This window comes from Brevundimonas bacteroides DSM 4726, from assembly GCF_000701445.1.
Classification (GTDB): Bacteria; Pseudomonadota; Alphaproteobacteria; order Caulobacterales; family Caulobacteraceae; genus Brevundimonas; species Brevundimonas bacteroides.
On record NZ_JNIX01000002.1, the window covers coordinates 85372 to 109732 of the forward strand.

The following is a 24361-nucleotide window of genomic DNA, read 5'->3' on the forward strand; positions in this document are numbered from 1 at the left end:
GTCAGGTAGGAAGGCGGAGCTCGAAGGTCGTGCCGGTCGGGCCGGTCTCGACCAGACGCAGATCGCCGCCGTGGTTGGCCGCCAGCTCGCGCGAGATGGTGAGGCCGAGCCCCGTGCCGTCCGATCCGCTTCCGCTGACGAAGGGCTCGAACAGGCGCTCGGACAGGCGCGGCGGGATGCCTGGGCCGTCGTCGATGATGCGGATGACGCTCCAGCCGGGCTGTTCCCACGCCGAGACGGTGACGCAGCCGAGCGCGCCGCGACGGCCCGGCTTGCGCGTCGGATCGGCCTCGATGGCCTGGCGGGCGTTGCGCATCAGGTTGACCAGGATGCGGTGGAGCTGATCGCCGTCGGCGCGGATCGAGAAGCGCGCGGGGATGGTTCTGGCGAGGCGCACGCCGGTCGGTTCCAACCCGGCGTCCTCTGCGGCGGCGGTGACGGCGGGGGCCAGCGCGAGGCGGTCGATGACGGGGGCCGGTTCCTCGGACTTGCCGTAGTCGAGCACGTTGCGAGCCAGGGCGGCCGCGCGGCCCAGCGCGCGCTCCAGCCGGGGCAGGGCCTTGGCGACCTGGGGGTCGGGCGAGGCGGCGAGACGCTCGGACGCCATCTGGGCCGAGGTCAGCATGTTCCTGAGGTCGTGGTTGATCTTGGCCACGGCCTCGCCCAGCGCCACGAGGCGGGCGCGCGACTTCAGCGATTGACGCACCTCTTCCTGCATGCGGGCCAGTTCGCGCTCGACCCTGCCGATCTCGTCCTGACGGTCCGAGGGTTCGGGCGCGGGCTGGAGCGGGTCGGCGGCGAAGCCCTCGATGGACCGCGTCACGCGGCGAAGTGGGCGGAGCACGAGGAACGCCAGACCGGCGTAAAGCAGGCCGCCCGCCGCCGCCGAAATGACCAGCGACACAAGAAGGCTGTTCAGAAGGAAGGCCTGGAGTTCCTGCTTCAGCGGTTCCGCCGGCGCGACCACGTCGATGAAGTCGCCGGAGCGATAGCGGGGCGCGGCGCGGACGCGGATCGAGCGGTCCGGGTGGCCCATCAGCGTCTCCATCGGCTCCCACAGGCGCGCGCCGGTGTTCCGGCGCCTCAGGTCGATGAAGTCGGGCGTGCGGGGCAGATCGGGCGCGCGCAGCAGCTGGCTCATGACGCCCTGGTCGGAGATGGCCACCGCCGACACGCCGCCGATGCGCAGCAGCTGATCGGCGGTCTCGGGGTCGACGGCGTTGTACGGCAGGGCCTCGACGCCGACGGAGGCCAGTTCGGCGGCCTGGAGCCGGTCCTGCAGCCAGGTCTCATGGAAGTTTGCGGCGTTGGGCAAAAGGATCAGCGCCTCGACCGCCAGGGTGAACAGCACGGTCAGGATCAGCAGGCGCGACTGCAGGCCGTCGGGCGCGGCCGGCCGCCAGCGGCGAGCGCGCTCGAACAGATCGGACAGCCGCGCCTGCGGGCTCATGGCGCGGCGGCTCCCGGCAGGCGGCGCTGGACGGCCTTCAGCGCCAGCGGCAGCACGACGGCCAGGACGAAGACGCCCAGCATCGGCGCCCAGAACTGGCCGAACAGGGCCTGGATGTCCGGATTGGGATCGCTGGCCAGCAGGGTGTTCAGCCGCGCTCCGATCCAGCAGTAGATGATGTGGGCGGGCAAGAGGCCGATCACCGTGGCGATGATGTAGGGCGCGAGCCGGACCGTCATCAGACCGGCCGCGACGTTGATCATGTGGAACGGCACCACCACCGCCAGCCTGGACGCCAGCACATACCAGAAGGTGTCCTTGTCGATGGTGGCGCAGACCTTGGCGAACATCCCCTTGTCGCCCTCGGCCCGGCGCCGCAGGTCCTCGCCCAGCGCCGTGCGGGCGACGCCATAGACGATGAGGGCGCCCAGGGTGGCGGCGATGGCGGTCGACACACCACCGACCCAGGGCCCAAACAGATAGCCCGCCGTGATGGTCAGGAAGAAGACTCCGGGCACCACGCTGGCCGTCAGGACAGCAAACAGGGCCATGAGGGCCAGCAGCGCGAGGATGTAGTTGTCAGCGGTGAAGGCGCGCAGCGCCGTGCCGTGGACCTTCAGCGTCTCCAGCGACAGATAGCGATGCCAGCCCATGGAGAAGATCAGGACGATCACGGCCGCGAGGGCAAGTAGGGGGAGAAACCGAGAGAGGCGCTTCATGGATGTCTCAACGCCCGCAACTCCCGGATCGGCGGCCTTACCGGCGTTGACAGCCGCCGCCCCCGCCCTTATACGCCCGCCCTTCCCGCGACGGACGCCCTGTCCGGCCGCGCAACCCTATTCGAACACAGGAGCCGACCGTGAAGCGGACCTATCAGCCGTCGCGACTCGTGCGCAAGCGCCGTCACGGCTTCCGTTCGCGGATGGCCACCAAGAACGGCGCCAAGATCGTCGCCCGCCGCCGCGCCAAGGGCCGCAAGCGCCTGACGGCCTGATTTCCTTCTCCCCTTGCGGGAGAAGGTGGCCGAGCGCAGCGAGGTCGGATGAGGGGTACGAGGATGCAGACACGATGCATCCGCCTTGCGTTCCCGTCAGACACCGAGTTGCACCCCTCATCCGGCCCTGCGGGCCACCTTCTCCCGCAAGGGGAGAAGGGATGAACGAGAATCCCCCCTCATTGCGACGCCTGACCAAGCGGCCCCAGTTTCTGGCGGCCGCGAAAGGCGTTTCCCTGGCGCGCGGCGCCGTGCTGATCCAGCGGCTGGATCGCGCCGACCGCGATCCGGCCATCGGCGTGGGCTTCACCGCCACCCGCAAGATCGGCGGGGCGGTGGTCAGGAACCGCGCCAAGCGCCGCCTGCGCGAGGCCGCACACGCCCTGTTGCCCGTTCACGGCGTCGCCGGCTCCGACTATGTGCTCATTGCCCGGCAGGGCACGGCGGATCGGCCCTGGGAGCGTCTGCTTGACGATGTGGCGTCCGCCCTTACAAGGCTGGCGCAGCCGGGCCCGCCGGACCCCTCGCGTTCGCGCGAGGCCGCCCCCATTTCCGACCCCCCGCCTGCTCAGGACGCCTGACCCCGAATGAAGAACGAGAACACGCGGAACATGGTGATCTTCGTCGTCGCGACGGCGGTGATCCTGATCCTGTACCAGATCTTCATCCTGGGCCCCCAGGCCGAACAGCAGCGCGCCGCCGCCGAGGCCGCGGCAGCGTCTCAGACCGTCGACGCCGACGGCGACCTGGCAGTTCCGGGCGCCGCCCCCGCCCCGTCCGCCGCCGTCTTCACCGAGGATCGCGGCCAGGCGCTGGGCACGGTCGCCCGCGTGCCGATCCAGACCGGCAAGCTGCGCGGCTCCCTGTCGCTGCAGGGCGGCCGGATCGACGACCTGTTCCTGACCGACTACCGCGAGACGCTGGACGATCCCGCGCCCGTGGAGCTGTTCCGCCCGGCGGGCATGGAGCACGCCTTCCTGGCCCAGTTCGGCTGGACCGGACAGAACATCGCCGGCGGCGTGCCCGGCCCCAACACCCTGTGGCGGCTGACCAGCGGCTCGACCCTGACGCCGACGACGCCGGTCACCCTGACCTGGGACAACGGTCAGGGTCTGCGCTTCACCCGCGTGGTGTCGGTCGATGAGAACTACCTTTTCACGCTCCGGGACACCGTCGCCAACCTGGGCACGACGCCGATCGTCATCGCCCCCTATGGCCGCATTGAGCGCCAGGGCGTGCCCGATACGCTCGGCAAGAACCAGATCCTGCACGAAGGCGGGATCGGCACCTTCGGCGAACCCGGCGACTACTCGACCACCCAGCTGAAGTACGGCGACTGGACCAAGAAGCCGCGCGAAGAGTTCGAATCCACCGGCGGCTGGCTGGGCATCACCGACAAATACTGGCTGGCGGCCCTGATCCCCGGGCAGAACCAGACGATCGAGGCCGAGTTCGTCGCGCGCGACGCCAATGGCCTGCAGATGCGCGAGGCCCGCCTGCTCGGCGAGCCCCGCACCATCAATCCGGGCCGGCAGATCACCGAGGAACAGCGCCTGTTCGCCGGCGCAAAGCGCAACGAGATCCTGGCAGACTATGAGGAAGTGCTGGGCCTGCCGCGCTTCGTCTATGCGATCGACTGGGGTTTCCTGTTCTTCCTGACGCGACCGATCTTCCTGCTGGTCCACTGGTTCGCCGGCCTGGTCGGCAACTTCGGCGTGGCCATCCTGCTGCTGACGCTGACGATCAAGCTCATCATGTTCCCGCTGGCGAACAAGAGCTACGAGAGCCTGTCGAAGATGCGCAAGCTCCAGCCGCAGATGGAGAAGATCAAGACGCAGTTCAAAGACGACCCGCAGAAGCAGCAGCAGGAGACGATGGCGCTGTATCAGCGGGAGAAGATCAATCCGCTGGCGGGCTGTTTGCCGATCCTGGTGCAGATCCCGGTCTTCTATGCCCTGTATAAGGTGCTGTTCGTCACCATCGAGATGCGCCATGCGCCCTTCTTCGGCTGGATCCGCGATCTGTCGGCGCCCGATCCGACCAACATCTGGACCCTGTTCGGCCTGATCCCGTGGGATCCGGGTTCGATCCCGCTGCTGGGCGGCTTGCTGGTCAACTCGGGCGGCGGTTTCACCCTGGGGCTCAGCGTGCTCGCCATCTTCTACGGCTTCACCATGTGGCTGCAGCAGGCGATGAACCCGCCCATGCCCGATCCGGTGCAGCGCCAGATCTTCGCCTGGATGCCGGTGATCTTCACCTTCATCATGGCGGTGTTCCCGGCGGGTCTGCTGGTATACTGGGCCTGGAACAACGTGCTGTCGATCGCCCAACAGTACTTCATCATGCACCGCTTCGGGGCCGAGAACCCGATCGACGACTTCATCGCCAAGCTGAGAAACAAACCCGCGTGACGGAGCCCGAGACCGGCGCCTATTCGGACGAGGAGATCGAGGCCGCGCGGGTGCTGTTCGCCCGGCCCGCGACTTTCGTCATGGGCTGCGCCAAGATCGAGCAGTTGCCCGAACCGGACCTGCCCGAGATCGCCTTCGCCGGCCGGTCCAATGTCGGCAAGTCCAGCCTGATCAACGGCCTGGTCGGCATGCACAAGCTCGCGCGGGCGTCCAACGAGCCGGGCCGGACGCGCGAGGTCAACTTCTTCGACCTGGACGGAAAGATGCGGCTGGTGGACCTGCCGGGCTACGGCTGGGCCAAGGCGTCGAAGTCGACGGTCAAGCAGTTCCAGAACCTGGGCCGGGACTATCTGCGCGGGCGGGTGACGCTGAAGCGGGTCTATCTGCTGATCGACAGCCGGCACGGGCTGAAGAGCGTCGACACCGAGGCGCTGGACGCGCTCGACCTCGCCGCCGTCAGCTATCACATCGTCCTGACCAAGGCCGACAAGATCAAGGCCCACGAGCGCGAAGCCGTGCGCGAGGCGACGCTGAAGGCCATCTCCAAGCGCCCGGCGGCGTTTCCGGCGGTGGCGGTGACCTCGGCGGAGAAGGGGCTGGGGCTGCCCGAACTGCGGGCCGAGATCATGCGAACGACGGGCGTCCAGATTTAGGCGACCACTCCGGCAAGCTGCAGGCCCTGAAAGCCAGCCAGCAGGACCAGAAGACCGCCCACGCCATAGGTCAAGGCTCGACGCGGCAGCCGCTTGGTGATCCAGCCCGCGAAGGGGGCCGCCAGAAGGCCGCCGACGACCAGGCCGCCGATCGCCGCCGCATGGTTCTCCAGCGCGCCCGCCTCTTCCCAGTGGCCCGTCACAAGCGCCCAGACGAAGGTCGCGGAGATCGCGACGGTCAGGAAGAACTCAGCCGTGTTGACCGTGCCGATGGCGCGTCTCGGCTCGGCGCCAGCCCCGACCATGGTCGAGGAGACGGTCGGGCCCCAGCCCCCGCCGCCAATGGCGTCTAGAAAGCCGCCGATGACGCCCAGCGGCGCGACCTTCCACTGGCGGATGCGCCGCGGCTCGATGTCATGCCCGGCCCTCCAAAGGATGTAGAGACCCATGCCCGCCAGATAGACCACGATGAACGGCTTGATGACTTCGCCGTCGAGACCGGACAGCACATAGGCACCCAGAACGCCGCCGATCACGCCGGCGACAGCCAGCGGGATGAACAGTCGCCATTCGACGTTCTTGTGCCAGACGTGGGAGCTGGCGGAGGCGGCGGTGGTGAAGACTTCAGCGCCGTGAACGCTGGCCGAGGCCATAGCGGGCGGAACCCCCAGCGCCAGAAGCACCGACGACGAGATCACGCCATAGGCCATGCCCAGCGAACCATCGACCGCCTGGGCCAGGGCGCCGACCAGCAGAAACAGCAGAAAGGTGTCCATCCAGCCCCCAGATTGACGGTCGTGACGAGCGCTACGGCACAGCTAATGCCCCAGATCGACAGGGGTAACCGACGATGACGGCGATGTTATCCAGCGTGACCGTCCGCAGCCGTCGCATCGACAGCCGGGATGCCCCGCGATAAGGGTCCGGCCCTTCGCTCAACCGGAGCCCAAGCCCACTTTGCGCCTGCCCCAGTCCAAGCTCGACCAGGTCCTGGACCGCTTCCATCAGGTGGAAGCGCGCATGGGCGCGGCCACCGACGGTCAGGAGATCGTGCGTCTGTCCAAGGAGCACGCTGAGATGAAGCCGGTGGCCGACGCCGTCACCGCGCTCGGCCGCGCGCGTGCGGAGATCGAGGACCTGAAGGCCATGGCCTCGGACCCCGAGATGGCGGCGATGGCGGAGGAGGAGCTGCGTATCCTGTCTGAGCGCCTGCCGGACATGGAGCGCGACGTGGCGTTGCTGCTGGCCCCGCGCGACGCCGACGAGAACGCGAGCGCCGTGCTGGAAGTGCGCGCCGGCACCGGCGGCGACGAGGCGGCCCTGTTCGCGGGCGATCTCTTCCGGATGTACTCGCGCTACGCCTCTACGCGCGGCTGGCGGGTCGAGATCGACAGCGCGACGGAAGGCGAGGCCGGGGGCTACAAGGAAATCATCGCCACGGTCACCGGCGACGGCGTCTTCGGCCGGCTGAAGTTCGAGAGCGGGGTCCACCGGGTCCAGCGCGTGCCGGCGACCGAGGCCGGCGGCCGCATCCACACCTCGGCGGCGACGGTCGCCGTCCTGCCCGAGGTCGAGGACGTCGAGATCGACATCCAGGACAAGGACATCCGCATCGACACCTACCGCGCCTCCGGCTCGGGTGGGCAGCACGTCAACAAGACCGACTCCGCCGTGCGCATCACCCATTTGCCGACGGGCATCGTGGTGACGTCGTCCGAGAAGTCCCAGCACGTGAACCGCGACAAGGCGATGAAGAACCTGCGAGTCCGCCTGTATGACCTTCAGCGCCAGCAGAAGGATCAGGCGCGATCCGACGCCCGGAAGTCCCAGGTCGGGTCGGGCGACCGGTCCGAGCGCATCCGAACCTACAACTTCCCGCAAGGCCGGGTCAGCGATCACCGCATCAACCTGACGCTGCACAGCCTGCCGCAGATCCTGGAAGGGGAGCTCGATCCTCTGCTGGACGCCCTGATCGCCGAGGATCAGGCGGCGCGTCTCGCCGATCTGGAAGCCGAGTTCGCCTGAACGAAAAAGGGGCGGCCCAAAGACCGCCCCTCTCATTCGTCGATACGCCGGCGGGTTACGCCGCCTTGGTCTTGGCCTTGCCTTCGATCAGGCCGGTCGCGGTCGAGGCGATCTCGATGCGCCGGGGCTTCAGCGCCTCGGGCAGCTCGCGCTTCAGCTCGATCGACAGCAGGCCGTTGTCGAGGCGGGCCTCGGTCACGATCACATAGTCGGCCAGCTGGAAGCGGCGCTCGAAGTCGCGCTCGGCCAGGCCGCGATGCAGATAGGTGCGGTTTGCCGCGCCGTCGTCGTTGGCCGTCTTGCGGCCGGTGACGGTCAGCAGGTTTTCCTTGACCTCGATGTTCAGCTCGTCGGGCTTGAAGCCGGCGACGGCGATCTCGATGCGGTAGGCGTTTTCGCCCGTCGTCTCGATGTTGTAGGGCGGCCAGCCGTTCTCCTGGCTGGTGCGCGCGGCGCTTTCCAGCAGGGAGGCCAGGCGGTCGAAGCCGACGGCCGAGCGATAGAGGGGGGTCAAGTCGATGGTACGCATGTCGATCTCCTGATCAGTCAGCAAGATGGAGCCGCCCCGCGATTTGTGGCCCGGGTCGGCGTAGGGATCGAACCGCCCGGTCCCGATCTGGGCCCCGAACCGTCCGCGAGAACCCGGGAACCGGCGCTCTCGGATGCTCAGATGGTGCGCCTCGGTGCGGCGTCAAGACCCCGGCCGTCGCCGGATCATCACTTGCCCGATCAAGCGTCGTGGGTATGGTCGCCGCCAACCACAACAACGCTTCGGGAGACCCTGTTCATGCGCGCATCCGTGATCGCCCTCGCCGCCGTCCTGGCCGCGACGACCGCCTCGGCCCAGGCCCTGCCCGCCGCGGGCTCCAACGCCCTCACGGCCGCGCCGCCCGTGCTGCAGGAAGACGCCGCGCTTCAGGCCGCGATCGCGTCCGACGCCCGTCCCGCCGCCGACAAGGCCCGCGACGCCGCGCGGCGCCCCTATGAGGCCCTGACCTTCTGGGGCCTGACGCCGGGTTCGACAGTGGTCGAGATCCAGCCCGGCCGCGCCGGCTGGTGGTCGGCGATCCTCCAGCCCTACCTGGCCCAGACGGGCGGGCGCTACGTCGCGGTGAACAATCCCGGCGAAGGCATGGGCGTCGAGGCCGGGACCGCCGATCTGGTCCTGGTCGCCCGCGCCTTCCACAACTGGCATCGCGCGGGTCGGACCGACCCCTTCATGGCCGCCTTCTTCGGCGCCCTGAAGCCGGGCGGCGTGCTCGCCATCGAACAGCACCGCGCCGCGCCGGGCACGAACCCCGACGCCACCGCCCCCTTCGGCTACGTCTCGGAGGCCTACATCATCGCCGCGGCGGAACGGGCCGGCTTCGTGCTCGACGCCAGGAGCGAGCTGAACGCCAATCCGCGCGACGATCGGGATCACCCCTATGGCGTCTGGACCCTGCCGCCGGTCCGCACCTCGGCGCCGCGCGAGGGCAATCCGAACGACCGCGCCACGCCCCTGACCGAGGCCGAGCGCGCCGAGTACGACGCCATCGGCGAGAGCGACCGCATGACGCTGCGGTTCCGAAAGCCCGCCTGATCGAGCTTTGACGCGCTTAGCGAAGCCCTCTATCCCAACCGCTTCCGGGACGGCGTCGCGGGCTGGCGGCGCCGGGGCAGGAATGACGAATGCGGGACGATAAGCGGTCGGGATCAGCGGGACCGTCGCGGCGGGCCATGCTGGCCGCCTGCGGCCTGATCGCCGTCGGCGGCCTGTCGGCCTGCGGCGACCGCGAGCCCGAGAAAGCCGATCCCGAAACCCCCGCCGGACCCCCCGAGGGCTCGTTGGAGTGGGCCATCGCTGGACCTTGGCGCGCGGCCGACCGGGCGCGCGATACCTGGCGGCATCCGCTGGAAACGCTGAGGTTTTTCGGACTGCAGCCATCCATGACCGTCGTCGACTTCTGGCCCGGCAGCGGCTGGTACACCGAGATCCTCGCGCCGTACCTCGCCGAGGGCGACGGCGAATACTACGCCGTGGGCTTCTCGACCGCGCCCGGCGCCGACCCGGCCCAGGCGGCGCTCAACGCCAACTTCGAACAGCGCTTCGGCTCCGATCGCCGCCTGTACGGCGAGGTCAAGTTCAGCCAGTTCGGGGCCACGACCGGCCCGGTCGCGCCGGCCGGCACCGCCGACATGGTCCTGTTCATGCGGAACATCCACGCCTGGATGGCCGCGGGCATCGCCGAAAAGGCCTTCGCCGACGCCTTCGCGGCGCTTCGCCCGCGCGGCATCCTGGGCGTCGAGCAGCATCGCCTCGGCCCCGATCAGGACCAGGACCCAGCCGCGGCCGACGGCTATGTCCAGGAGGCCTTCGTCAAGCAGTTGGCGGCCGAGGCCGGCTTCATCTTCGAGGCGGCATCCGAGATCAACGCCAACCCTGATGACACCAAGGACCATCCCTTCGGCGTCGAGACCCTGCCGCCGCGCCTGCTGACGGCACCGCTCGGCTCGCCGCCCGACCCGACCTTCGACAGCGCGCCGTATCGCGAGATCGGCGAGAGCGACCGCATGACCCTCAAATTCCGGAAGCCCGAGTGAACCGCGCCGCCGCCTTCGCCGCCAATGCGCCCCTGATGGGCGTGCCTGGAGCCGCCGCCCCGCCGGGTGGCCAAGGCGAATGGTTCCGCGGCGCCGGCGGCCTGCGCCTGCGCGCCGCCTTCTGGACGCCGTCGACGCTGGTGGCGGCCAGGCCGCGGGGCACCGTCGTCCTGTCGCCTGGCCGCACCGAGCCGATCGAGAAATACTTCGAGCTGATCGGCAACTTCCTGGCGCGCGGCTGGTGCGTGCTGGCCCACGACTGGCGTGGACAGGGCCTGTCGGCCCGCCTTCTGCCCGACCGTCTGAAGGGTCACGCCCGCGCGGTCGAGGAGTTTCTGGACGACTATGCGCGCCTGATGGATGCCTTCGAGGCCCGCGCGCCCAAGCCCTGGGTGATGGTTGGCCATTCGATGGGCGGCGCGCTCAATCTGCTGACGCTCGAGGCCGGAGAGAGCCGTTTCGCCGGGGCCATCCTGTCCAGCCCCATGCTGCGGGTGAAGACGGGAAAGCGATCGATGTGGTCCGTCAAGCTGGCGGTGCGCTGGAACGTGCGTCACGGCAAGGCGGGCGACTTCGTCCTGGACGATCCGGACGATCCTTTCGACCACACCTTCGAGAAGGATGCCCTGACGTCCGACGAGACGCGCTACGAGCTGTGGCGGCAACAGCTTTTCGCCTGTCCACACCTGGCGGTGGGCGGCCCGACCTGGGGCTGGCTGGCCTTCGCGCTCGATGCCGGCGAACGCGTGCTCAAGCCCAAGGCGCTGAAATCGGTGCTGATCCCCTGCACCATCGTCCAGTCCGGCGAGGACGACCGGGTCTGGAAGCAGACCAACCGCTGGGCCGCCAAGCGGCTGGGGCGGGGGCGCTATGTGGAGGTCGCGGGAGCCAAGCACGAGGTCATCATGGAGACCGACGACATGCGCGCGGTCTTCCTGAACGAGTTCGACGCCATGGCCGACTACGTCTCGCCGGTGAACGACCTTGCGCCGCTGGCCGCGCCGGAACCGACCGAAACCCCGGCCGCCTAGGCCTCAGCGCACGCCGCGTTTGAACGCCACGAGGGCGTCCTCGCGCACCCGCGCATCACCGACCGCGATGATGCGCCCATCGCCCGACGGCGGCTGGCCGGTCCAGTCCGTCACCTGTCCGCCCGCGGCCTCGATCACCGGCACCAGCGCCGACCAGTCCCATTCCTTGAGCCCAGTCTCGGCCACCAGGTCGATTCGGCCCATCGCCACCATGGCATAGGCGTAGGCATCGCACCCGAACCGGGCCAGCCGCGCCGCCGCCCGCACCTGGGTCCAGGCCCCGAACTCGGGCGCGGTGAAGATGTCCGGATCGGTGGTGGCGATCACCGCCTCGGTCAGGCGAGGGCATTCCCGCACCCGGATCGCCCGCTCGCCGCCACGCGACACCAGCCGCGCGCCCGACGGCCCGCCCAGGAAGACCTCGTCCAGATAGGGCTGGGCGATCAAGCCCACGGTCGGGCGGCCCGCGTGTCGCAGGGCGATCAGCGTGGTCCACAGCGGCAAGCCGGCGATGAAGGCGCGGGTGCCGTCGACCGGGTCCAGAACCCAGACATGGTCTGCGTCCGGGCGGTCCTCGCCGTACTCCTCGCCGATGACGCCGTGTTCGGGATAGCGCGTCTCGATCAGGCGGCGGATAGCAGCTTCCGCGCCCCGATCGGCCTCGGTCACGGGATCGAAGGCCCCTTCGCCCGCCTTGTTCTCGGCCGCCGCCTCGTTGCGGAACAGCGGCAGGGTGACCCGCGCGGCCTCGGCGGCCAGCTCCAGGGCGAAGGCTTCGTACTCTGTCATTCGGGGTCCGGGGGGCTTGGGCGCTTGGGGCTCGGTCGTGTATCGTGATGGCTCCCGAACGCCAAACGTCACGGTCCGAAATGAGCGACGCCTTCCACACGCCGGCTTCCGTCGATCCCCGCCTGCTGGAGGTCCTGGTCTGCCCGGTCACGCGCGGCAAACTGGACTACGACCGCGCCGCCAACGAGCTCATCTCCAAGGGCGCCAAGCTGGCCTTCCCCATCCGCGACGGCGTGCCGATCATGCTGGCCGAAGAGGCAAGGCAGCTGGACTGACGCTGCGCGTCAGACCAGCTCGCCGCGCAGCAGCTTCGGCAGATCGCCTGTCGCGCCGCCGGCCTCGCCCATGAAGGCCTTTCGCAGCGGCGCGATGCGGTTGACCGCCGCCATGCCGAGATCGCGGGCCAGCCGGGCCGGCGCGATGTCGTTGGAAAACAGCCGCACGAAGCCGTCGAACCCGGCCGCCAGGGCCAGGATGTCGAAGCGCCGCCAGCGGGCGTAGCGATCCAGCACCGTCTCCGATCCGACGTCCTCGCCGAGCCGGGCGGCTTCGATCAAGACCTCGGCCAGGGCGGCGGTGTCCTTCAATCCCATGTTCAGGCCTTGGCCCGCCACCGGATGCACCCCGTGGGCCGCGTCGCCGATCAGGGCCGTCCTCGGCCCCGTCAGCTTGGTCGCCAGCTCCAGAGCCAGCGGGTAGACGAAGCGCGGCCCCTCCGGCCGGGCCTCGCCCAGGAACTCGCCGAAGCGGCGCATGAGGTGCGAGCGGAAGGCGGCGTCGGAACAGTCGCGCAGCGCCTCGGCGGCCTTCGTCGTCTCGGTCCAGACGAGGCTGGCCCGCTGCTCGGTCAAGGGCAGGATGGCGAACGGTCCGCCGGGCAGGAAGTATTCGTGCGCCACATTGCCGTGGTCGTGGTCCAGCCGCACCGTCGCGACCACGCCGGACTGGCCATAGCCCCAGCCGACCGTCTCGATCCCGGCGGCCTTCCTGACCAGAGAGCCGCGACCCTCGGCTCCCACGATCAGCGGCGCGGTCAATGCGCGGCCGTCCTTCAGCGTCACCACCGCCCGCGCGCCCGAGCCGTCGACCGTCTCGACGGCGGCCGGGGCCATCAGCTCGACCGTGCTGTCGGCCAGCACCTCGGCCAGGGCCGCGCGGATGCGGCGGTTCTCGACCATGTATCCGAGGGGTTCGCCGCCGGTCGCGTCGCCGACCTCCTCGGCGTCGAAGCGCAGGAAGGCGGGCGAGCCTGATTTCGACGCCGCGCCGGGCCGGCGGCCGTCCGTCACCAGAATGCGGTCCATGCGGCAGGCGTGCGGCCGCAAGCGCTCGCCCAGGCCCAGGGCGTCGAGCATCCGGAAGGTCGACCAGGCGATGGCCGTCGATCGCCCGTCGAAGGTCTCGGCCAGCTGGGCCGAGAACGGCTGCGGATCGATCAGGGCGACCTTCAGGCCCCCGCTCGCCGCCGCGAGCGCAAAGGTCGCCCCCGCGAGGCCAGCGCCGGCGACGATCACGTCATGGGTCTGCGATGCGGTCATGCCGACACGCTAGAGGGACGCAGCCAGAGGGTCGAGAGCCGCGTCGCCGCAGCGAGCCTACTCCTCCGTCGTGTCTCCCAGCGCGGCCGTTTCGATGCCGGGGGCGGTCGGATCGGTGACGACGATCCCCTCGGGCGCGGCGGCGAGGTGGGTCAGGTCGCCCCGGGCGCGGAGCACGTCCAGCGCGCGCTGGAGCTGGTAGTCGGCGTCTTCGTCGTAGTCCGGACCCGGCGCCTCGCGCGGGGTGTGCGGTCCGCGCCGCTCCGCGCCGATGGAGGCGTCCAGCGCCGTGGCGTAGGCCGCCTCGGAATAGACGAAGCTGGAGCGGGAGACGATGCGGGCCTCGGCCTCGGTGCGGGCCACCTCCAGATCCGGCTCGATGCCGATCTTCTGGATCGAGCGACCCGACGGCGTGTAATAGCGCGCCGTGGTGATCGAGAGCGCTCCGTCCTGGCCGCCGCGCAGGGGGATGACGGTCTGGACCGAGCCCTTGCCGAAGCTGGTCAGGCCGACCAGCGTGGCCCGCTCCTGATCCTGAAGGGCGCCGGCCACGATCTCGGACGCCGAGGCCGAGCCGTAGTTGATCAAGACTACGATCGGCAGGCCGCCCGACAGGTCGCCGGGGCGGGCGGCGTAGCGTTCGATCTGATCGGCGCGGCGGCCCCGCTGGCTGACGATCTCACCGCGTTCCAGGAAGGCGTCGGACACGTCGATGGCGGCTGTCAGCAGACCGCCGCCGTTGTTGCGCAGGTCCAGCACATAGCCCTGGATGTTCGGGTTCTGGGACTTGAGCCGCTCGATGACCTCGCCCAATTCGCGGCCGGTGTTCTCGTTGAAGGTGGCGACCCGCAGGTAGCCGAAGTCGCCTTCCATGCGGCCGGTGACGCTGTCGACCGTGATGACCTCGCGCACCAGGGTCACCTCCAGCGGGTCGGAGCCGTCGCGCAGGAAGGTGACATTGACCGAGGTGCCGATCGCGCCGCGCAGCTTCTCGGAGACCTCGGACACCGTCAGGCCGGCCGCGTTCTGGCCGTCGATGACCGAGATGACGTCGCCCGCCTGCACCCCGGCCTTGGCGGCGGGGCCGTCGTCCATCGGCGAGATGACCTTCACCAGGCCGCCCTCGGTGGTGATGGTCAGGCCGACGCCGGAGTATTCGCCGGAGGTCCGCTCCTGAAGGTCGTCGAAGCCGTCCGGCGCGAGGTAGTTCGAATGCGGGTCGAGCGCGGTCATCATGCCCGCCAGCGCCGCCTCGATCAGCTTCTTGTTGTCGACGGGAACGACATAGGCTTGTTCGATCACCGCCAGGGTGTCGCCGAACAGCTGGAGCATCCGGAAGGTCTCGTTCCGGGGCGTCTGGCTGGCCACGGCGGCGGCGGAAAGGCTCAGCGCCGCGACGGCGGCTCCGGCGACGAGAAGTCTGCGCATTCGGTCTCTTTCAGCGTCCGCCGGGGCGGACGGAGGGAGGATGGAGCGGGATCGTCGCGATCAATCGTGGCGGCCCCGCGTCCGGTGGATAAAATCAGCGTCACGCGGCGGAGGGAAGGGGATTCCCGCCCCCGTCGAATGAGAGTCCGGCGAAAGGGTTGGAGTGACTCTCACTTCTCTCACTCCGGGCACCGGATCGCGTCGATATGGCAGACAAACGCAGCATCACCGATCGCCGCGTCAAATCCGGCCGCATGCGAGGCCGGTTCAGAAAAATGGCGCCGGATCGACCGGGCGGTCGCTTCGCCGGAGTTCCAGATAGACCTCGCCGCCGGCCTCGGCGCGGCCCAGCGACTGCCCGTCAGCGACCCTCTGGCCGGGTTCGACCGCGACCGTATCGAGACCCGCCACCACGGCCCGCCAGCCGTCGCCCAGATCCAGGATCACCACCTCGCCCCAGCCGCTGAGAGGGCCGGCGTGATCCACGCGCCCGCCCGCCGGGGCGGCGACGCCTCCCGACGCGGTCCAGCGCCAGCCTTGCGAGCGCGCGCCGTCCGCGCCCTGACCGAAGCGGACGGATGGCGGACCGGCGACCGGGGCGGTCAGGCGATTGCGACCGGCGGGCAGGCGACTGGCCGGGGCGTCGGCCTCCGCAGCGGCGGACACGGGCGTAGCGCCGAGGGCTCGAATCCGGTTTTCCAGAGTGCGGGCAGCGCGCTCGGCCCGCTCGGCGTCGGCGCGCAGCACGGCCAGAAGGGCGGTTCTGCGAGCCGAAAGGCTTTCGATCTCGGCACGGCGGTCGCCCTGCGCGCTTTCGGTGGTCAGCAGCCGCTCTGACGAGAGGACGGCGAGGCGACGGATGCGGCCGACCTCGGCCTGGCGGGCGGCGAGCGTGTCGGCGCGGGCGCGCAGGTCCGGGGCCATGGCCGTCATCAGGATGGCGGCGCGCACGGTGTCCACGGCGCGATCGGCGGGGATCAGCAGCGGCGGCGGTGGGCGGCGGCTCATCAGCTGGAGCGCGGACAGGAGCCGCATCTGGCTGTCGCGCGCCCTGGACAGCTCCGACACGATGGCGGCCTCGCGCCGGCCGAGTTGCGCGAGTCTCGCGCGCTGCGCCGCCAGTTCCTGATCGCCTGAGGCCACGTCGCTTTCCAGCGTGGCCAGTTCGCGGTCCAGCGCGGTGATCTCGCCGCGCGCGGCCTCGGCGTCGGCGCGCAGGCGCCGCGCGCGCACCTGTTCGTCACGATAGCGGGCCTGGAGCTGCTCCAGATCCTCCTGCACGGCGGCCGCGGCCGGCAGGGCGGCCAGCAGGACGGCGGCGAGGATGGCGAGGCGCTTCATCAGTCGCGATGATAGGGCGATCCGGCCAGGATCGTCACCGCGCGATAGAGTTGTTCGGCCAGCATGGCGCGGGCCAGTGCATGGGGCCAGGTCTGGGGCCCGAAGGCGAGCGTGGACCGGGCGGTCGCCAGCACCGAGGCGTCGAGCCCATCCGCCCCGCCGATGGCAAAGACCAGACGGCGCTCGCCCCGGTCGCGCAGCCGGGCGATGTGGTCGGCGAAGGTGCGGCTGGAATAGGTCTTGCCGCGTTCGTCGCAGGCGATCAGGTGCGAACCTTCGGCCGCCGTCAGGATCAGCTCGGCCTCGGGCCCCTTGCCGGGCTTTCGGGGTTCAAGATCGACCAGATCGAGCGGGCCGAGCCCCAGCGGACGACCAGCGGCGGTCGCGCGGGCGGCGTAGTCGGCCGCGAGCTCGGCTTCCGGACCGCGACCGGCCCGACCGATGGCGAGGATGGCCACTTTCACGCCCGGCTCAGGCCGAGGCGGGGGTCCGGTGCGCGCTGTCGACGGCCCAGATCTTCTCGATGTTGTAGAAGACACGGACTTCGGGGCGGAACAGGTGGACGATCACGTCGCCGGCGTCGATCAGCACCCAGTCGCAGTGCGGCAGGCCCTCGACCTTGGCGCGGCCCATGCCGTGATCCTTGAGCGTGCGCAGCAGGTGGTCGGCGAGCGCGCCGACATGGCGGTGCGACCGGCCCGATGCCACGATCATGGTGTCGGCCATGGGCGATTTGCCCTTCAGGTCGATCAGGACGATGTCCTGGGCCTTGTCCTCGTCCAGCTTGGCCAGCACGGCCTGTTCAATCGGCGTGGAGCCCACCGGCAGCGGGGCCTCGCGGGTGAAGGGGGCGTCGTCGTCGTCGGGCTCATTGCCCTCGGACCCAGTGCCGAACAGGGAATAGTCGGAAGACTCGTCGTCTTCGGCCGCGCTCTCGTCGCCGTGCTCGGCGTGGAGGGGCTGGATGGGGTCGGCCTCATGCGCCGTATTGGAAACGGCGTCGTTTTGCGCGTCGTGCGCGGGCGGGGGGGTCAGCGGAGGGCTCCGGGAGTGATCACTAAAGCGGCTCTCTAGCATGAAAGGGGCGCAGGGTCACCCGGGCAGGTTCGCAGCGCTATCTCTCGGGACGCGGTCCCTCGCCGCCTGCGCGGTTCTGAGCCCGCAACGCCGTGGAGGACGACGGGTTCAGCGGCGCTCGCAGATAGGTCCAGGCGGGGGCCTGCATGTGGGCCAGCAGACGCGCCTCGCGCGACGAGACGCGATGGCCGGCGAAGCGCCGGGCGGCGGGCGCGGCGCGGCTTTCCAGCAGGGAGCCTGGCCGGGCCACGACGGCCACGGGCATCATCCGCATGATGTCGGTCCAGCCGCGCCAGCGGTGGAAGCTTTCCAGATTGTCCGACCCCATCAGCCAGACGAAGCGCACGCCGGGATGGCGCAGCGTCAGGGCTCGAAGCGTGTCGATGGTCCAGCGGGTGCCGGCGCGGGTCTCGAAGTCCGAGACGATCATGCGGGGGCCGGGCGCGACAGAGCGGGCCGAGGCCATCCGGTCGGCGAGCGGCGCGGTCTGGCCAGCATCCTTCAGCGGGTTCTGCGGCGAAACCAGCCAGACGACTCGGTCCAGATCGAGCCGCTGGAGCGCCGTCTCGGCGACATGGGCGTGGCCGTCGTGGGCCGGGTTGAAAGAGCCGCCGAACAGGCCCACGGCCATGCCGGCGGTCAGGTTCAGCCCGTCGCGGAGGATGCCTGATCGAGGTCCGATCGCCTGGGGCGCGGGTCCGGCGTGGAAGAAGGACAGGGCGGGCTCGGGGCTGCGGGGCTTATGCTCACGATGGAGCTAACCACCGTGCTAACACGACGGATGGACCGTGTCGCCGGTCATGCTGCTGACAGGAGGCTGGCAGGAGACCCGCCCTAGCCTGCTTTCCCTGACAGACGGGGAGAGACCGTGATGACCGCCGACCCCAGCGACGTGCTGATCGCCGCCGCTGGACTGACCGCGCTCGGGGCCGCGCCCGCAGCCACCCAGACGCCCGCTGAGCCGGGACAGTTCTCATGGCTGGATGGAAACTGGCGCATCGCCCACCGGCGGCTCAAAGCCCCCGGCGACTGGGACGTGTTCGAGGGCGAAGCGACCTGCTGGTCGATCCTGGGCGGACGGGCGCACGTGGAGGAGTTGCGTATCCCGGTCCGCGATTTCTCGGGCATGGGGCTGCGGACGCTGGACCCGGAAGCGGGCGTCTGGCTGGACTACTGGATGAACGCAAAGGTCGGAAAGCTGGGCGGCGCAGGCGTCGCCGGGCGGTTCATCGGCGGCGATGGCGTGTTCGATTCCGCCGCCGCCGACGAGCAGGGCCCGATGATCGTGCGCGGCCTGTGGGACCAGATCACGGGCACCTCGCACCGCTGGCGGCAGGGCGTGTCGAGGGATGGCGGCGCCAGCTGGGACTGGAACTGGATCATGGAGTGGACGAGGGCCTAGGGAGCCCAGCCGCCAGGGGCTATGCGCTCCTCGCCGTCCTCGTCGATCTCGCCCCGGTTCCGGCGGACCTCGGCCCAGGCGGCGCGGAGCAGTTCGGGCACGCCCTCGCCCGAGACGCCGGAGACCAGCATGGGTCGCTTGCCTGACGCGGCCTTCAGTTCGGCGGCTTTTTCCTCGCGCGCCTCGGGGGTCAGGGCGTCGATCTTGTTCAGCGCCAGAATCTCGGTCTTGTCACCTAAGCCCTCACCATAGGCGTCCAGTTCACCCCGGATGATGCGCCAGGCCCCCGCCACATCGTCCTGGGTTCCATCGACCAGATGGATCAGGGAGGCGGAGCGTTCGACGTGGCCCAGGAACCGCGTGCCCAGACCCGCGCCTTCGGAGGCCCCCTCGATCAGGCCGGGGATGTCGGCGATGACGAAGCGTTCGCCGGGCGACAGATCCACCATGCCGAGGTTGGGGGCCAGGGTGGTGAAGGGATAGTCCGCGATCTTGGGCCGGGCGGCGCTGGCGGCGGCGAGGAAGGTCGACTTGCCGGCGTTGGGCAGGCCGGCCAGGCCGATGTCCGCGATCAGCTTCAGCCGCAGCCAGATCCAGCGCTCCTGGCCCTCCTGGCCGGGATTGGCGTGGCGCGGGGCCTGGTTGACCGGCCCCTTGAACCGGACATTGCCCCAGCCGCCGTTGCCGCCACTGAGCAGCAGTTCCCGCTGACCGGCCTCGGTCAGGTCCAGAACGACCGTCTCCTTGTCCTCGTCCAGCACCTGGGTGCCGACGGGGACCTTGAGCACCACGTCCTCGCCCTTGGCACCGTGCATCTGGCGGCCCTGGCCGTGGTGGCCGGTGCCGGCCTTGAAATGCTGCTGGTAGCGATAGTCGATCAGGGTGTTCAGGCCCTCGACCGCCTCGATCCAGACGTGGCCCCCGTTGCCGCCGTCGCCGCCGTCCGGCCCGCCGTTGGGAATGAACTTCTCGCGCCGGAACGACACCGAGCCCCCGCCCCCGTTGCCGGAGCGGATGTAGATCTTGGCCTGGTCGAGGAACTTCATTGGGGGCGTTCTAAACCGTTCTGCGGCGGAGGCGACTCCTTTGCTGGGGCATGAGCTCTGGTCGAGAAGCTCCGCTGCGTGGAGGGCGGCAAGGATTCATCACAACGAGCACAACGGAAAGAACAGACGGACTCCTGCGACCCCGTCCCATCTGCGCTATGGTCGTGATTCGGCATCAACGGGCGGGACGGCATGGCGGAGGCCGACATCGCATTTGCGGCGGCGGCGGGGGCGGCGGGACTGGCGCTGGCCGTCGGCGCCTGGGCCTGGCGCTTGCAGACCCAGACGCGAGCCCGGCTGGACGCGGCCGAGGCCGTTCGCGACGCCGCCGAGCGTCAGGCGGCGGCGGGTCTGGGAGCCGTGGCGGCCTTCGACGAGGTGCGGCTGGGACTGACGCCGGAAGAGACACCGATCCTGCTGGGCGGCGAGGCGCAAATCGCCGCGGCGCGAAAGAGCTTGGCGGGAGACGCCCAGGGGACGACGGCGGTTGCGATCGCCGAGGCTCTGCATGCGCGCCACGGCGAGGCGATCGAGCAGCTGCTTGGCGAGGGGACGCCGTTTCGCGCGCGGGATTCCGAAAGCGGCTGGACGATCGAGGGCCGCACCGACGGCGGCGTGGCATGGCTGAGACTGAACGAACGCGTGGACCCCGCGAGCGCCGAACCTTCCCTGGGAGCCGGATTGATCGCCGAAGCCTCGCCGTCCCCCGCCTGGGTGCTGGACGGAGAAGGGGCTCTGATCTGGGCCAACCGGGCATGGATGAACGAGACCGGCTGCGACAGCCTTGAGGCTGCGCGCCGCCGTCGGGCGTCCTTCGACCGGGGGGCCGATCAGCTGGCCGCCGAAGCCGGGCGGGTCGGGACCCGGCAGGAGGGATTCCGCTGGACACCCGGCGACGGGCGCCGTCGCGCCTGGAAGATCATCGCCGAGCCCATCGGAGGTGTCGGCGGACCCGTGCTGGTCTTCGCCCTGGACGCCACGGAGGCGGAGGAGACGCGCGACACGCTGCGTCGCCACGTCGAGGCCCACGACGAGACCCTGAACCATCTGGCCGATGCGGTCGCCATCTTCGGCCCCTCGCGAAGGCTGGCCTTCCACAACACAGCCTTCCAGGCCCTGTTCGGGCTGGACGCGGCCTGGCTGGACGAACGGCCGACGCACGCCGAGCTTCTGGACCGGCTGCGTCAGCGCCGCATGCTGCCCGAGGTGGTTGACTACGCCGGATGGAAGGCGCGCGAGCTGGAGTTCTACGGCTCGGCGGACGTGGCCCCGGATGAGAGCTGGTCCCTGCCCGACGGACGCACGCTACGCGTCGTGCGCCAGCCGCATCCGTTGGGGGGCATCCTTCTGCTGTTTTCGGACATTACGGGAGAGCTGAATCTGAGGAGCCGGTTCAACGCCCAGCTTCAGGTCCAGACGGCCACGTTGGACAAGTTGAACGACGCGGTCGCGGTGTTCGGCTCCGACGGGCGCCTGAGATTGCACAACGACGCGTTCGAGAGCTTCTGGCAGCTGTCGGCCGAACAGCTGCGCGACGCCGGCGAGTTCGACGCCATCGCCGCCCTTCTGAAGGCCCATTTGCCCGACGCGGCCCTGTGGCTGGAGCTGAAGGCGCGTGTGGCCGATCCCGATCCCGAAAGCCGCGTGCCGGTCTCGGGCGAAGGCCGCACCACAGACAACCGCATCGCCGCCTGGCAGACCCGGCCCCTGCCGGACGGGGCCACCCTGGTCGCCTTCTCGGACGTCACCGCCCGGCGCGAGCTGGAACAGGCCCTGGCCCAGCGTGAGGCAGCACTGAAGGAAACCCAGGCGCTGAAGCGGGAGTTCGTCGGCTCCGTCAGCTACGAGCTGCGCACGCCGCTCACGACCATCGTCGGCTATTCCGAACTGCTTGAAGCGATGGATGATCTGCCGGAACGCAGTCGCCAGCATGCGGGTGCCATCCGGGTCGCGGCCGGTCAGCTGGCGGCCTCAATCGACGACGTGCTCGACATGGCCCAGATCGACGCCGGCGAGATGGAGCTATCCCTAGACGACGTACGGCTGCGCGATCTGTTCGCCGAGGCCGTGGTCCGCCATCGTCCGCGCATTGAGGGCCGGGGCGCCAGCCTGAAGGCGATGGCTACCTCCAACCTACCGGTCCTGCGCGCAGATGCCCGGCGTTTAGGGCAAGCGATCGACCATCTCCTGGACAACGCCGCCCGCTCCGTTTCCGAAGGCGGTGCGGTGGTCCTGAAGGCCGAAGCCAACACCACCGAGGTTCGCATTCGGGTCGAGGACACCGGTCGGGGCATACCGTACCATCTGCAGGCGCATGTCTTCGACCGCTTCGTGAAGCGTGAGCGCGGGGGGCCAGGAGTGGGTCTGGCCCTGGTCAAGGCCTTGGTGGAGTTGCACGGCGGCTGGGCCGAGGTCGAGAGCGAGCCCGGAAAGGGCGCGGCTTTCATCCTGCATCTGCCGCTGGAGACTAAGGGCGCCGCCGCCGAGCCTGAACTCGCCCTTGGTCAAGGGCCCGTGTAAGCGGCGAATACCCATAAATCCTTTTGCAGCGAAGCGCGTTCTATGGTGCCCTCTCGCCTACCGGCGAATGCCGACAACAGGTCTTCATGCTCTACGCGCTTCACGAGCTCGCCTATTCCTCGGCGCAGCCTTTCCGGATCGGGGCCCAGTTCGCCCGGCGGTTCTGGACGTCCCCCTTCAACCCGGCGTCGCAGACGGCGATAGGGCGCACGGCCTACGCCTCGGCCGAGGTGTTCGAGAGCATGACCCGTCGCTACGGCAAGCCGGCCTGGGGGCTGGAGGTCATCAATGTCGACGGCCATCCGGTTCGCACCACCGAACAGGTCATCTGGCAAAGCCCCTGGGTGCGCCTGCTGCGCTTCGCTCGTAATGTCGGCGACCTGAAGCGTGCGAGAAAGCCCGTCGCGGCGCCCAGCGTCCTGATCGTGGCGCCGCTGTCGGGACACTACGCCACCCTGCTGCGTGGCACGGTCGAGACCTTCCTTCAGGACCACGACGTCTATGTTACCGACTGGGTCAACGCCCGTCAGGTGCCGATGCTGGAAGGCCGATTCGACTTTCACGACTACATCGATCACGTGCGTGAGATGCTGGCCCAGATCGGCCCGCGCGCCCACGTCGTCGGGGTTTGCCAGCCGGGGCCGCCGGTTCTGGCCGCCGCCGCGGTGATGGCGGCCGAGAACGATCCGAACCGGCCCGCGTCGATGACCTTCATGGGCTCGCCGATCGACGCGCGTCTGTCGCCGACGGTGACGAACCAGCTGGCCGAGGCCAAGCCCTTCACCTGGTTCCAGTCGAACATGATCCACACCGTGCCCTGGCCCTATCCGGGGTTCGGGCGCGAGGTCTATCCGGGCTTCGTGCAGCTCTACAGCTTCATGTCGATGAACGAGCAGCGCCACACCGACGCCCACTGGGACTATTTCACCAGCCTGGTAAAAGGCGACGGCGACGGGGTCGAGAAGCACGAGCAGTTCTACGACGAATATCTGTCGGTGCTGGACTTGACCGAGGAGTTCTATCTCCAAACCATCGACATCGTTTTCCAGCAGCACCTTCTGCCGCGCGGCCTGCTCGAGCATCGCGGCCAGCGCGTCGATCTGACGAAGATCACCGACATCGGCCTGATGACGGTCGAGGGCGAAAAGGACGACATTTCAGGCGTCGGCCAGACCCAGGCGGCGCATGGCCTGTGTGTGAACATTCCCGACGACCGCCGGGTGCTTTACGTCCAGCCCGAGGTCGGCCACTACGGCGTCTTCAACGGGCGGCGGTTCCGCGAGGAGATCTACCCCCGCGCCCGGGACTTCATCGCCGCCAATGAAAAACTCTGCGCCGTACCGAACCGGTCAGCGACTGCCGCTTGAGGGCGGCGGCGCCCTAAGGCTCAGCGTCAACCCGCGCGCGCGACGCATCTCCGTCCGCATCGACGGGAGGCGCGGCGAGGCCGTGGCCGTGGCCCCGTCCGAGCGGCGGCTGGCCGATGCGGTTGCCTTCGCCCGGTCCAAGTCAGACTGGATCGCCGAGCGGCTGTCCGCCCGCCCGGCCGGAGCGGCGCTGGAGCCCGGGGCGGTGATTCCGGTGGAAGGTCGGCCGGTGCGCCTCGAAGCGACCAGCGGCACAGGTGCGGCGCGCCTGGTCGAAGGCCCCGATGGCGCGCGCATTCTTTCGGGCGGTGACGGCGAGGCCTTTTCGCGCCGCGTGTTGAACCTGCTGAAGCGGCTCGCGCGCCAGCGGCTGTCGGAGCGCACAGAGGTCCATCGCAGGGCTCTGGGACAAGGCTCGGTCACCATCGCCATCAACGACGCCGGCACGCGCTGGGGCTCCTGCACGCCCCGGACGCGCTCGATCCGCTATTCCTGGCGGGTGATCCTGGCTCCGCCCGCGATCCTCGACTACCTCGCCGCGCACGAGGTGGCCCATCTGGTCCACGCCGACCACAGCCCGGCCTATTGGTCCGTGGTGCGCGGCCTGATCGGCGACCACCGGCCTCACCGCGCCTGGCTGCGCGCCAACGGCGCGGCGCTCCACGCGGTTGGACGCTAGCAGCCCTTCTCCTCTTGCGGGAGAAGG

Annotated in this window: 25 protein-coding genes; 13 read left to right on the plus strand and 12 right to left on the minus strand. The window is 69.6% G+C overall.

Annotation, left to right across the window (positions count from 1 at the left end):
- Position 1: 1 nt before the first annotated feature.
- Positions 2 to 1450 (minus strand): sensor histidine kinase, encoded by a 1449-nt coding sequence (locus Q333_RS0100955; protein ID WP_029414873.1) that lies wholly within the window; start codon positions 1448 to 1450, stop codon positions 2 to 4.
- Complete coding sequence (locus Q333_RS0100960; RefSeq protein WP_029414874.1) at positions 1447 to 2169, minus strand: TVP38/TMEM64 family protein; 723 nt, start codon at positions 2167 to 2169, stop codon at positions 1447 to 1449. The genes Q333_RS0100955 and Q333_RS0100960 overlap by 4 nt, the downstream gene beginning before the upstream one ends.
- Positions 2170 to 2309: 140 nt before the next feature.
- Here Q333_RS0100960 and rpmH point away from each other — a divergent pair, with 140 nt between their 5' ends.
- The 4 genes from rpmH to yihA all read left to right on the plus strand — a co-directional run bounded on the left by rpmH (position 2310) and on the right by yihA (position 5508).
- The gene (gene rpmH / locus Q333_RS0100965; RefSeq protein WP_029414875.1) at positions 2310 to 2444 is read left to right on the plus strand and encodes a 50S ribosomal protein L34; all 135 of its coding nucleotides are present in this window, start codon (positions 2310 to 2312) and stop codon (positions 2442 to 2444) included.
- A 161-nt stretch (positions 2445 to 2605) separates the two neighbouring features.
- Positions 2606 to 3025, plus strand: coding sequence for a ribonuclease P protein component (locus Q333_RS0100970; RefSeq protein WP_035293466.1), 420 nt, complete (start codon positions 2606 to 2608; stop codon positions 3023 to 3025).
- 6 nt (positions 3026 to 3031) lie between these two features.
- Positions 3032 to 4855, plus strand: coding sequence for a membrane protein insertase YidC (gene yidC / locus Q333_RS0100975; RefSeq protein WP_029414877.1), 1824 nt, complete (start codon positions 3032 to 3034; stop codon positions 4853 to 4855).
- Complete coding sequence (yihA, locus tag Q333_RS0100980) at positions 4852 to 5508, plus strand: ribosome biogenesis GTP-binding protein YihA/YsxC (RefSeq protein ID WP_029414878.1); 657 nt, start codon at positions 4852 to 4854, stop codon at positions 5506 to 5508. Before yidC ends, yihA begins: the two co-directional genes overlap by 4 nt.
- Here yihA and Q333_RS0100985 read toward each other — a convergent pair.
- On the minus strand, positions 5505 to 6284 hold the full coding sequence (locus Q333_RS0100985; protein WP_029414879.1) for a sulfite exporter TauE/SafE family protein: 780 nt from the start codon (positions 6282 to 6284) through the stop codon (positions 5505 to 5507). The two genes, yihA and Q333_RS0100985, sit on opposite strands and share 4 nt — an antisense overlap.
- 181 nt (positions 6285 to 6465) lie before the next feature.
- On the opposite strand from Q333_RS0100985, the gene prfA reads away from it, so the two are divergent.
- Positions 6466 to 7533 (plus strand): peptide chain release factor 1, encoded by a 1068-nt coding sequence (gene prfA, locus Q333_RS0100990; RefSeq protein WP_029414880.1) that lies wholly within the window; start codon positions 6466 to 6468, stop codon positions 7531 to 7533.
- Between the two features lie 55 nt (positions 7534 to 7588).
- Here the strand turns inward: prfA and Q333_RS0100995 are convergent, their stop codons facing one another.
- Positions 7589 to 8062 (minus strand): Hsp20 family protein, encoded by a 474-nt coding sequence (locus Q333_RS0100995; protein WP_029414881.1) that lies wholly within the window; start codon positions 8060 to 8062, stop codon positions 7589 to 7591.
- Positions 8063 to 8320: 258 nt separating this feature from the next.
- Between Q333_RS0100995 and Q333_RS0101000 the strand changes: the two genes are divergently transcribed.
- From Q333_RS0101000 to Q333_RS0101010, 3 genes are all read left to right on the plus strand, one after another.
- A complete protein-coding gene (locus Q333_RS0101000; RefSeq protein ID WP_029414882.1) occupies positions 8321 to 9115 on the plus strand; it encodes a class I SAM-dependent methyltransferase in 795 nt (264 codons plus the stop codon).
- Positions 9116 to 9204: 89 nt separating this feature from the next.
- Positions 9205 to 10116, plus strand: a complete 912-nt coding sequence (locus Q333_RS0101005; RefSeq protein WP_035293468.1) for a class I SAM-dependent methyltransferase — start codon at positions 9205 to 9207, stop codon at positions 10114 to 10116.
- Positions 10113 to 11147: an alpha/beta fold hydrolase gene (locus Q333_RS0101010; protein ID WP_029414884.1), complete on the plus strand. Its 1035-nt coding sequence runs from the start codon at positions 10113 to 10115 to the stop codon at positions 11145 to 11147. Before Q333_RS0101005 ends, Q333_RS0101010 begins: the two co-directional genes overlap by 4 nt.
- A 3-nt stretch (positions 11148 to 11150) precedes the next feature.
- Here the strand turns inward: Q333_RS0101010 and hisN are convergent, their stop codons facing one another.
- The gene (gene hisN, locus Q333_RS0101015; RefSeq protein WP_029414885.1) at positions 11151 to 11936 is read right to left on the minus strand and encodes a histidinol-phosphatase; all 786 of its coding nucleotides are present in this window, start codon (positions 11934 to 11936) and stop codon (positions 11151 to 11153) included.
- An 80-nt stretch (positions 11937 to 12016) separates the two neighbouring features.
- Between hisN and Q333_RS0101020 the strand changes: the two genes are divergently transcribed.
- Positions 12017 to 12211 (plus strand): Trm112 family protein, encoded by a 195-nt coding sequence (locus tag Q333_RS0101020; RefSeq protein WP_029414886.1) that lies wholly within the window; start codon positions 12017 to 12019, stop codon positions 12209 to 12211.
- Positions 12212 to 12220: 9 nt separating this feature from the next.
- Here Q333_RS0101020 and Q333_RS0101025 read toward each other — a convergent pair whose 3' ends face one another.
- The 6 genes from Q333_RS0101025 to Q333_RS0101050 form a co-directional block, all read right to left on the minus strand.
- A complete protein-coding gene (locus Q333_RS0101025; RefSeq protein ID WP_029414887.1) occupies positions 12221 to 13474 on the minus strand; it encodes a UbiH/UbiF/VisC/COQ6 family ubiquinone biosynthesis hydroxylase in 1254 nt (417 codons plus the stop codon).
- Between the two features lie 57 nt (positions 13475 to 13531).
- Positions 13532 to 14902, minus strand: coding sequence for a S41 family peptidase (locus tag Q333_RS0101030; RefSeq protein WP_029414888.1), 1371 nt, complete (start codon positions 14900 to 14902; stop codon positions 13532 to 13534).
- 267 nt (positions 14903 to 15169) lie between these two features.
- The gene (locus tag Q333_RS0101035) at positions 15170 to 16243 is read right to left on the minus strand and encodes a murein hydrolase activator EnvC family protein (protein ID WP_029414889.1); all 1074 of its coding nucleotides are present in this window, start codon (positions 16241 to 16243) and stop codon (positions 15170 to 15172) included.
- Positions 16243 to 16707, minus strand: coding sequence for a 23S rRNA (pseudouridine(1915)-N(3))-methyltransferase RlmH (gene rlmH / locus Q333_RS0101040; protein WP_029414890.1), 465 nt, complete (start codon positions 16705 to 16707; stop codon positions 16243 to 16245). The genes Q333_RS0101035 and rlmH overlap by 1 nt, the downstream gene beginning before the upstream one ends.
- Positions 16708 to 16714: 7 nt before the next feature.
- Positions 16715 to 17140, minus strand: coding sequence for a ribosome silencing factor (gene rsfS, locus Q333_RS17180; RefSeq protein WP_407059708.1), 426 nt, complete (start codon positions 17138 to 17140; stop codon positions 16715 to 16717).
- A 217-nt stretch (positions 17141 to 17357) separates the two neighbouring features.
- Positions 17358 to 18038 (minus strand): nicotinate-nucleotide adenylyltransferase, encoded by a 681-nt coding sequence (locus tag Q333_RS0101050; protein WP_029414892.1) that lies wholly within the window; start codon positions 18036 to 18038, stop codon positions 17358 to 17360.
- 153 nt (positions 18039 to 18191) lie between these two features.
- Between Q333_RS0101050 and Q333_RS16775 the strand changes: the two genes are divergently transcribed.
- A complete protein-coding gene (locus tag Q333_RS16775) occupies positions 18192 to 18722 on the plus strand; it encodes a hypothetical protein (RefSeq protein WP_051651023.1) in 531 nt (176 codons plus the stop codon).
- Here the strand turns inward: Q333_RS16775 and obgE are convergent.
- Positions 18719 to 19768, minus strand: a complete 1050-nt coding sequence (gene obgE, locus Q333_RS0101060) for a GTPase ObgE (protein WP_029414894.1) — start codon at positions 19766 to 19768, stop codon at positions 18719 to 18721. The two genes, Q333_RS16775 and obgE, sit on opposite strands and share 4 nt — an antisense overlap.
- 192 nt (positions 19769 to 19960) lie before the next feature.
- Here obgE and Q333_RS0101065 point away from each other — a divergent pair, with 192 nt between their 5' ends.
- The 3 genes from Q333_RS0101065 to Q333_RS0101075 all read left to right on the plus strand — a co-directional run bounded on the left by Q333_RS0101065 (position 19961) and on the right by Q333_RS0101075 (position 24334).
- A complete protein-coding gene (locus tag Q333_RS0101065; protein ID WP_029414895.1) occupies positions 19961 to 22288 on the plus strand; it encodes a sensor histidine kinase in 2328 nt (775 codons plus the stop codon).
- An 86-nt stretch (positions 22289 to 22374) separates the two neighbouring features.
- Positions 22375 to 23655: a polyhydroxyalkanoate depolymerase gene (locus tag Q333_RS0101070; protein WP_029414896.1), complete on the plus strand. Its 1281-nt coding sequence runs from the start codon at positions 22375 to 22377 to the stop codon at positions 23653 to 23655.
- A complete protein-coding gene (locus Q333_RS0101075; RefSeq protein ID WP_029414897.1) occupies positions 23609 to 24334 on the plus strand; it encodes a M48 family metallopeptidase in 726 nt (241 codons plus the stop codon). Before Q333_RS0101070 ends, Q333_RS0101075 begins: the two co-directional genes overlap by 47 nt.
- Positions 24335 to 24361 lie beyond the last annotated feature (27 nt).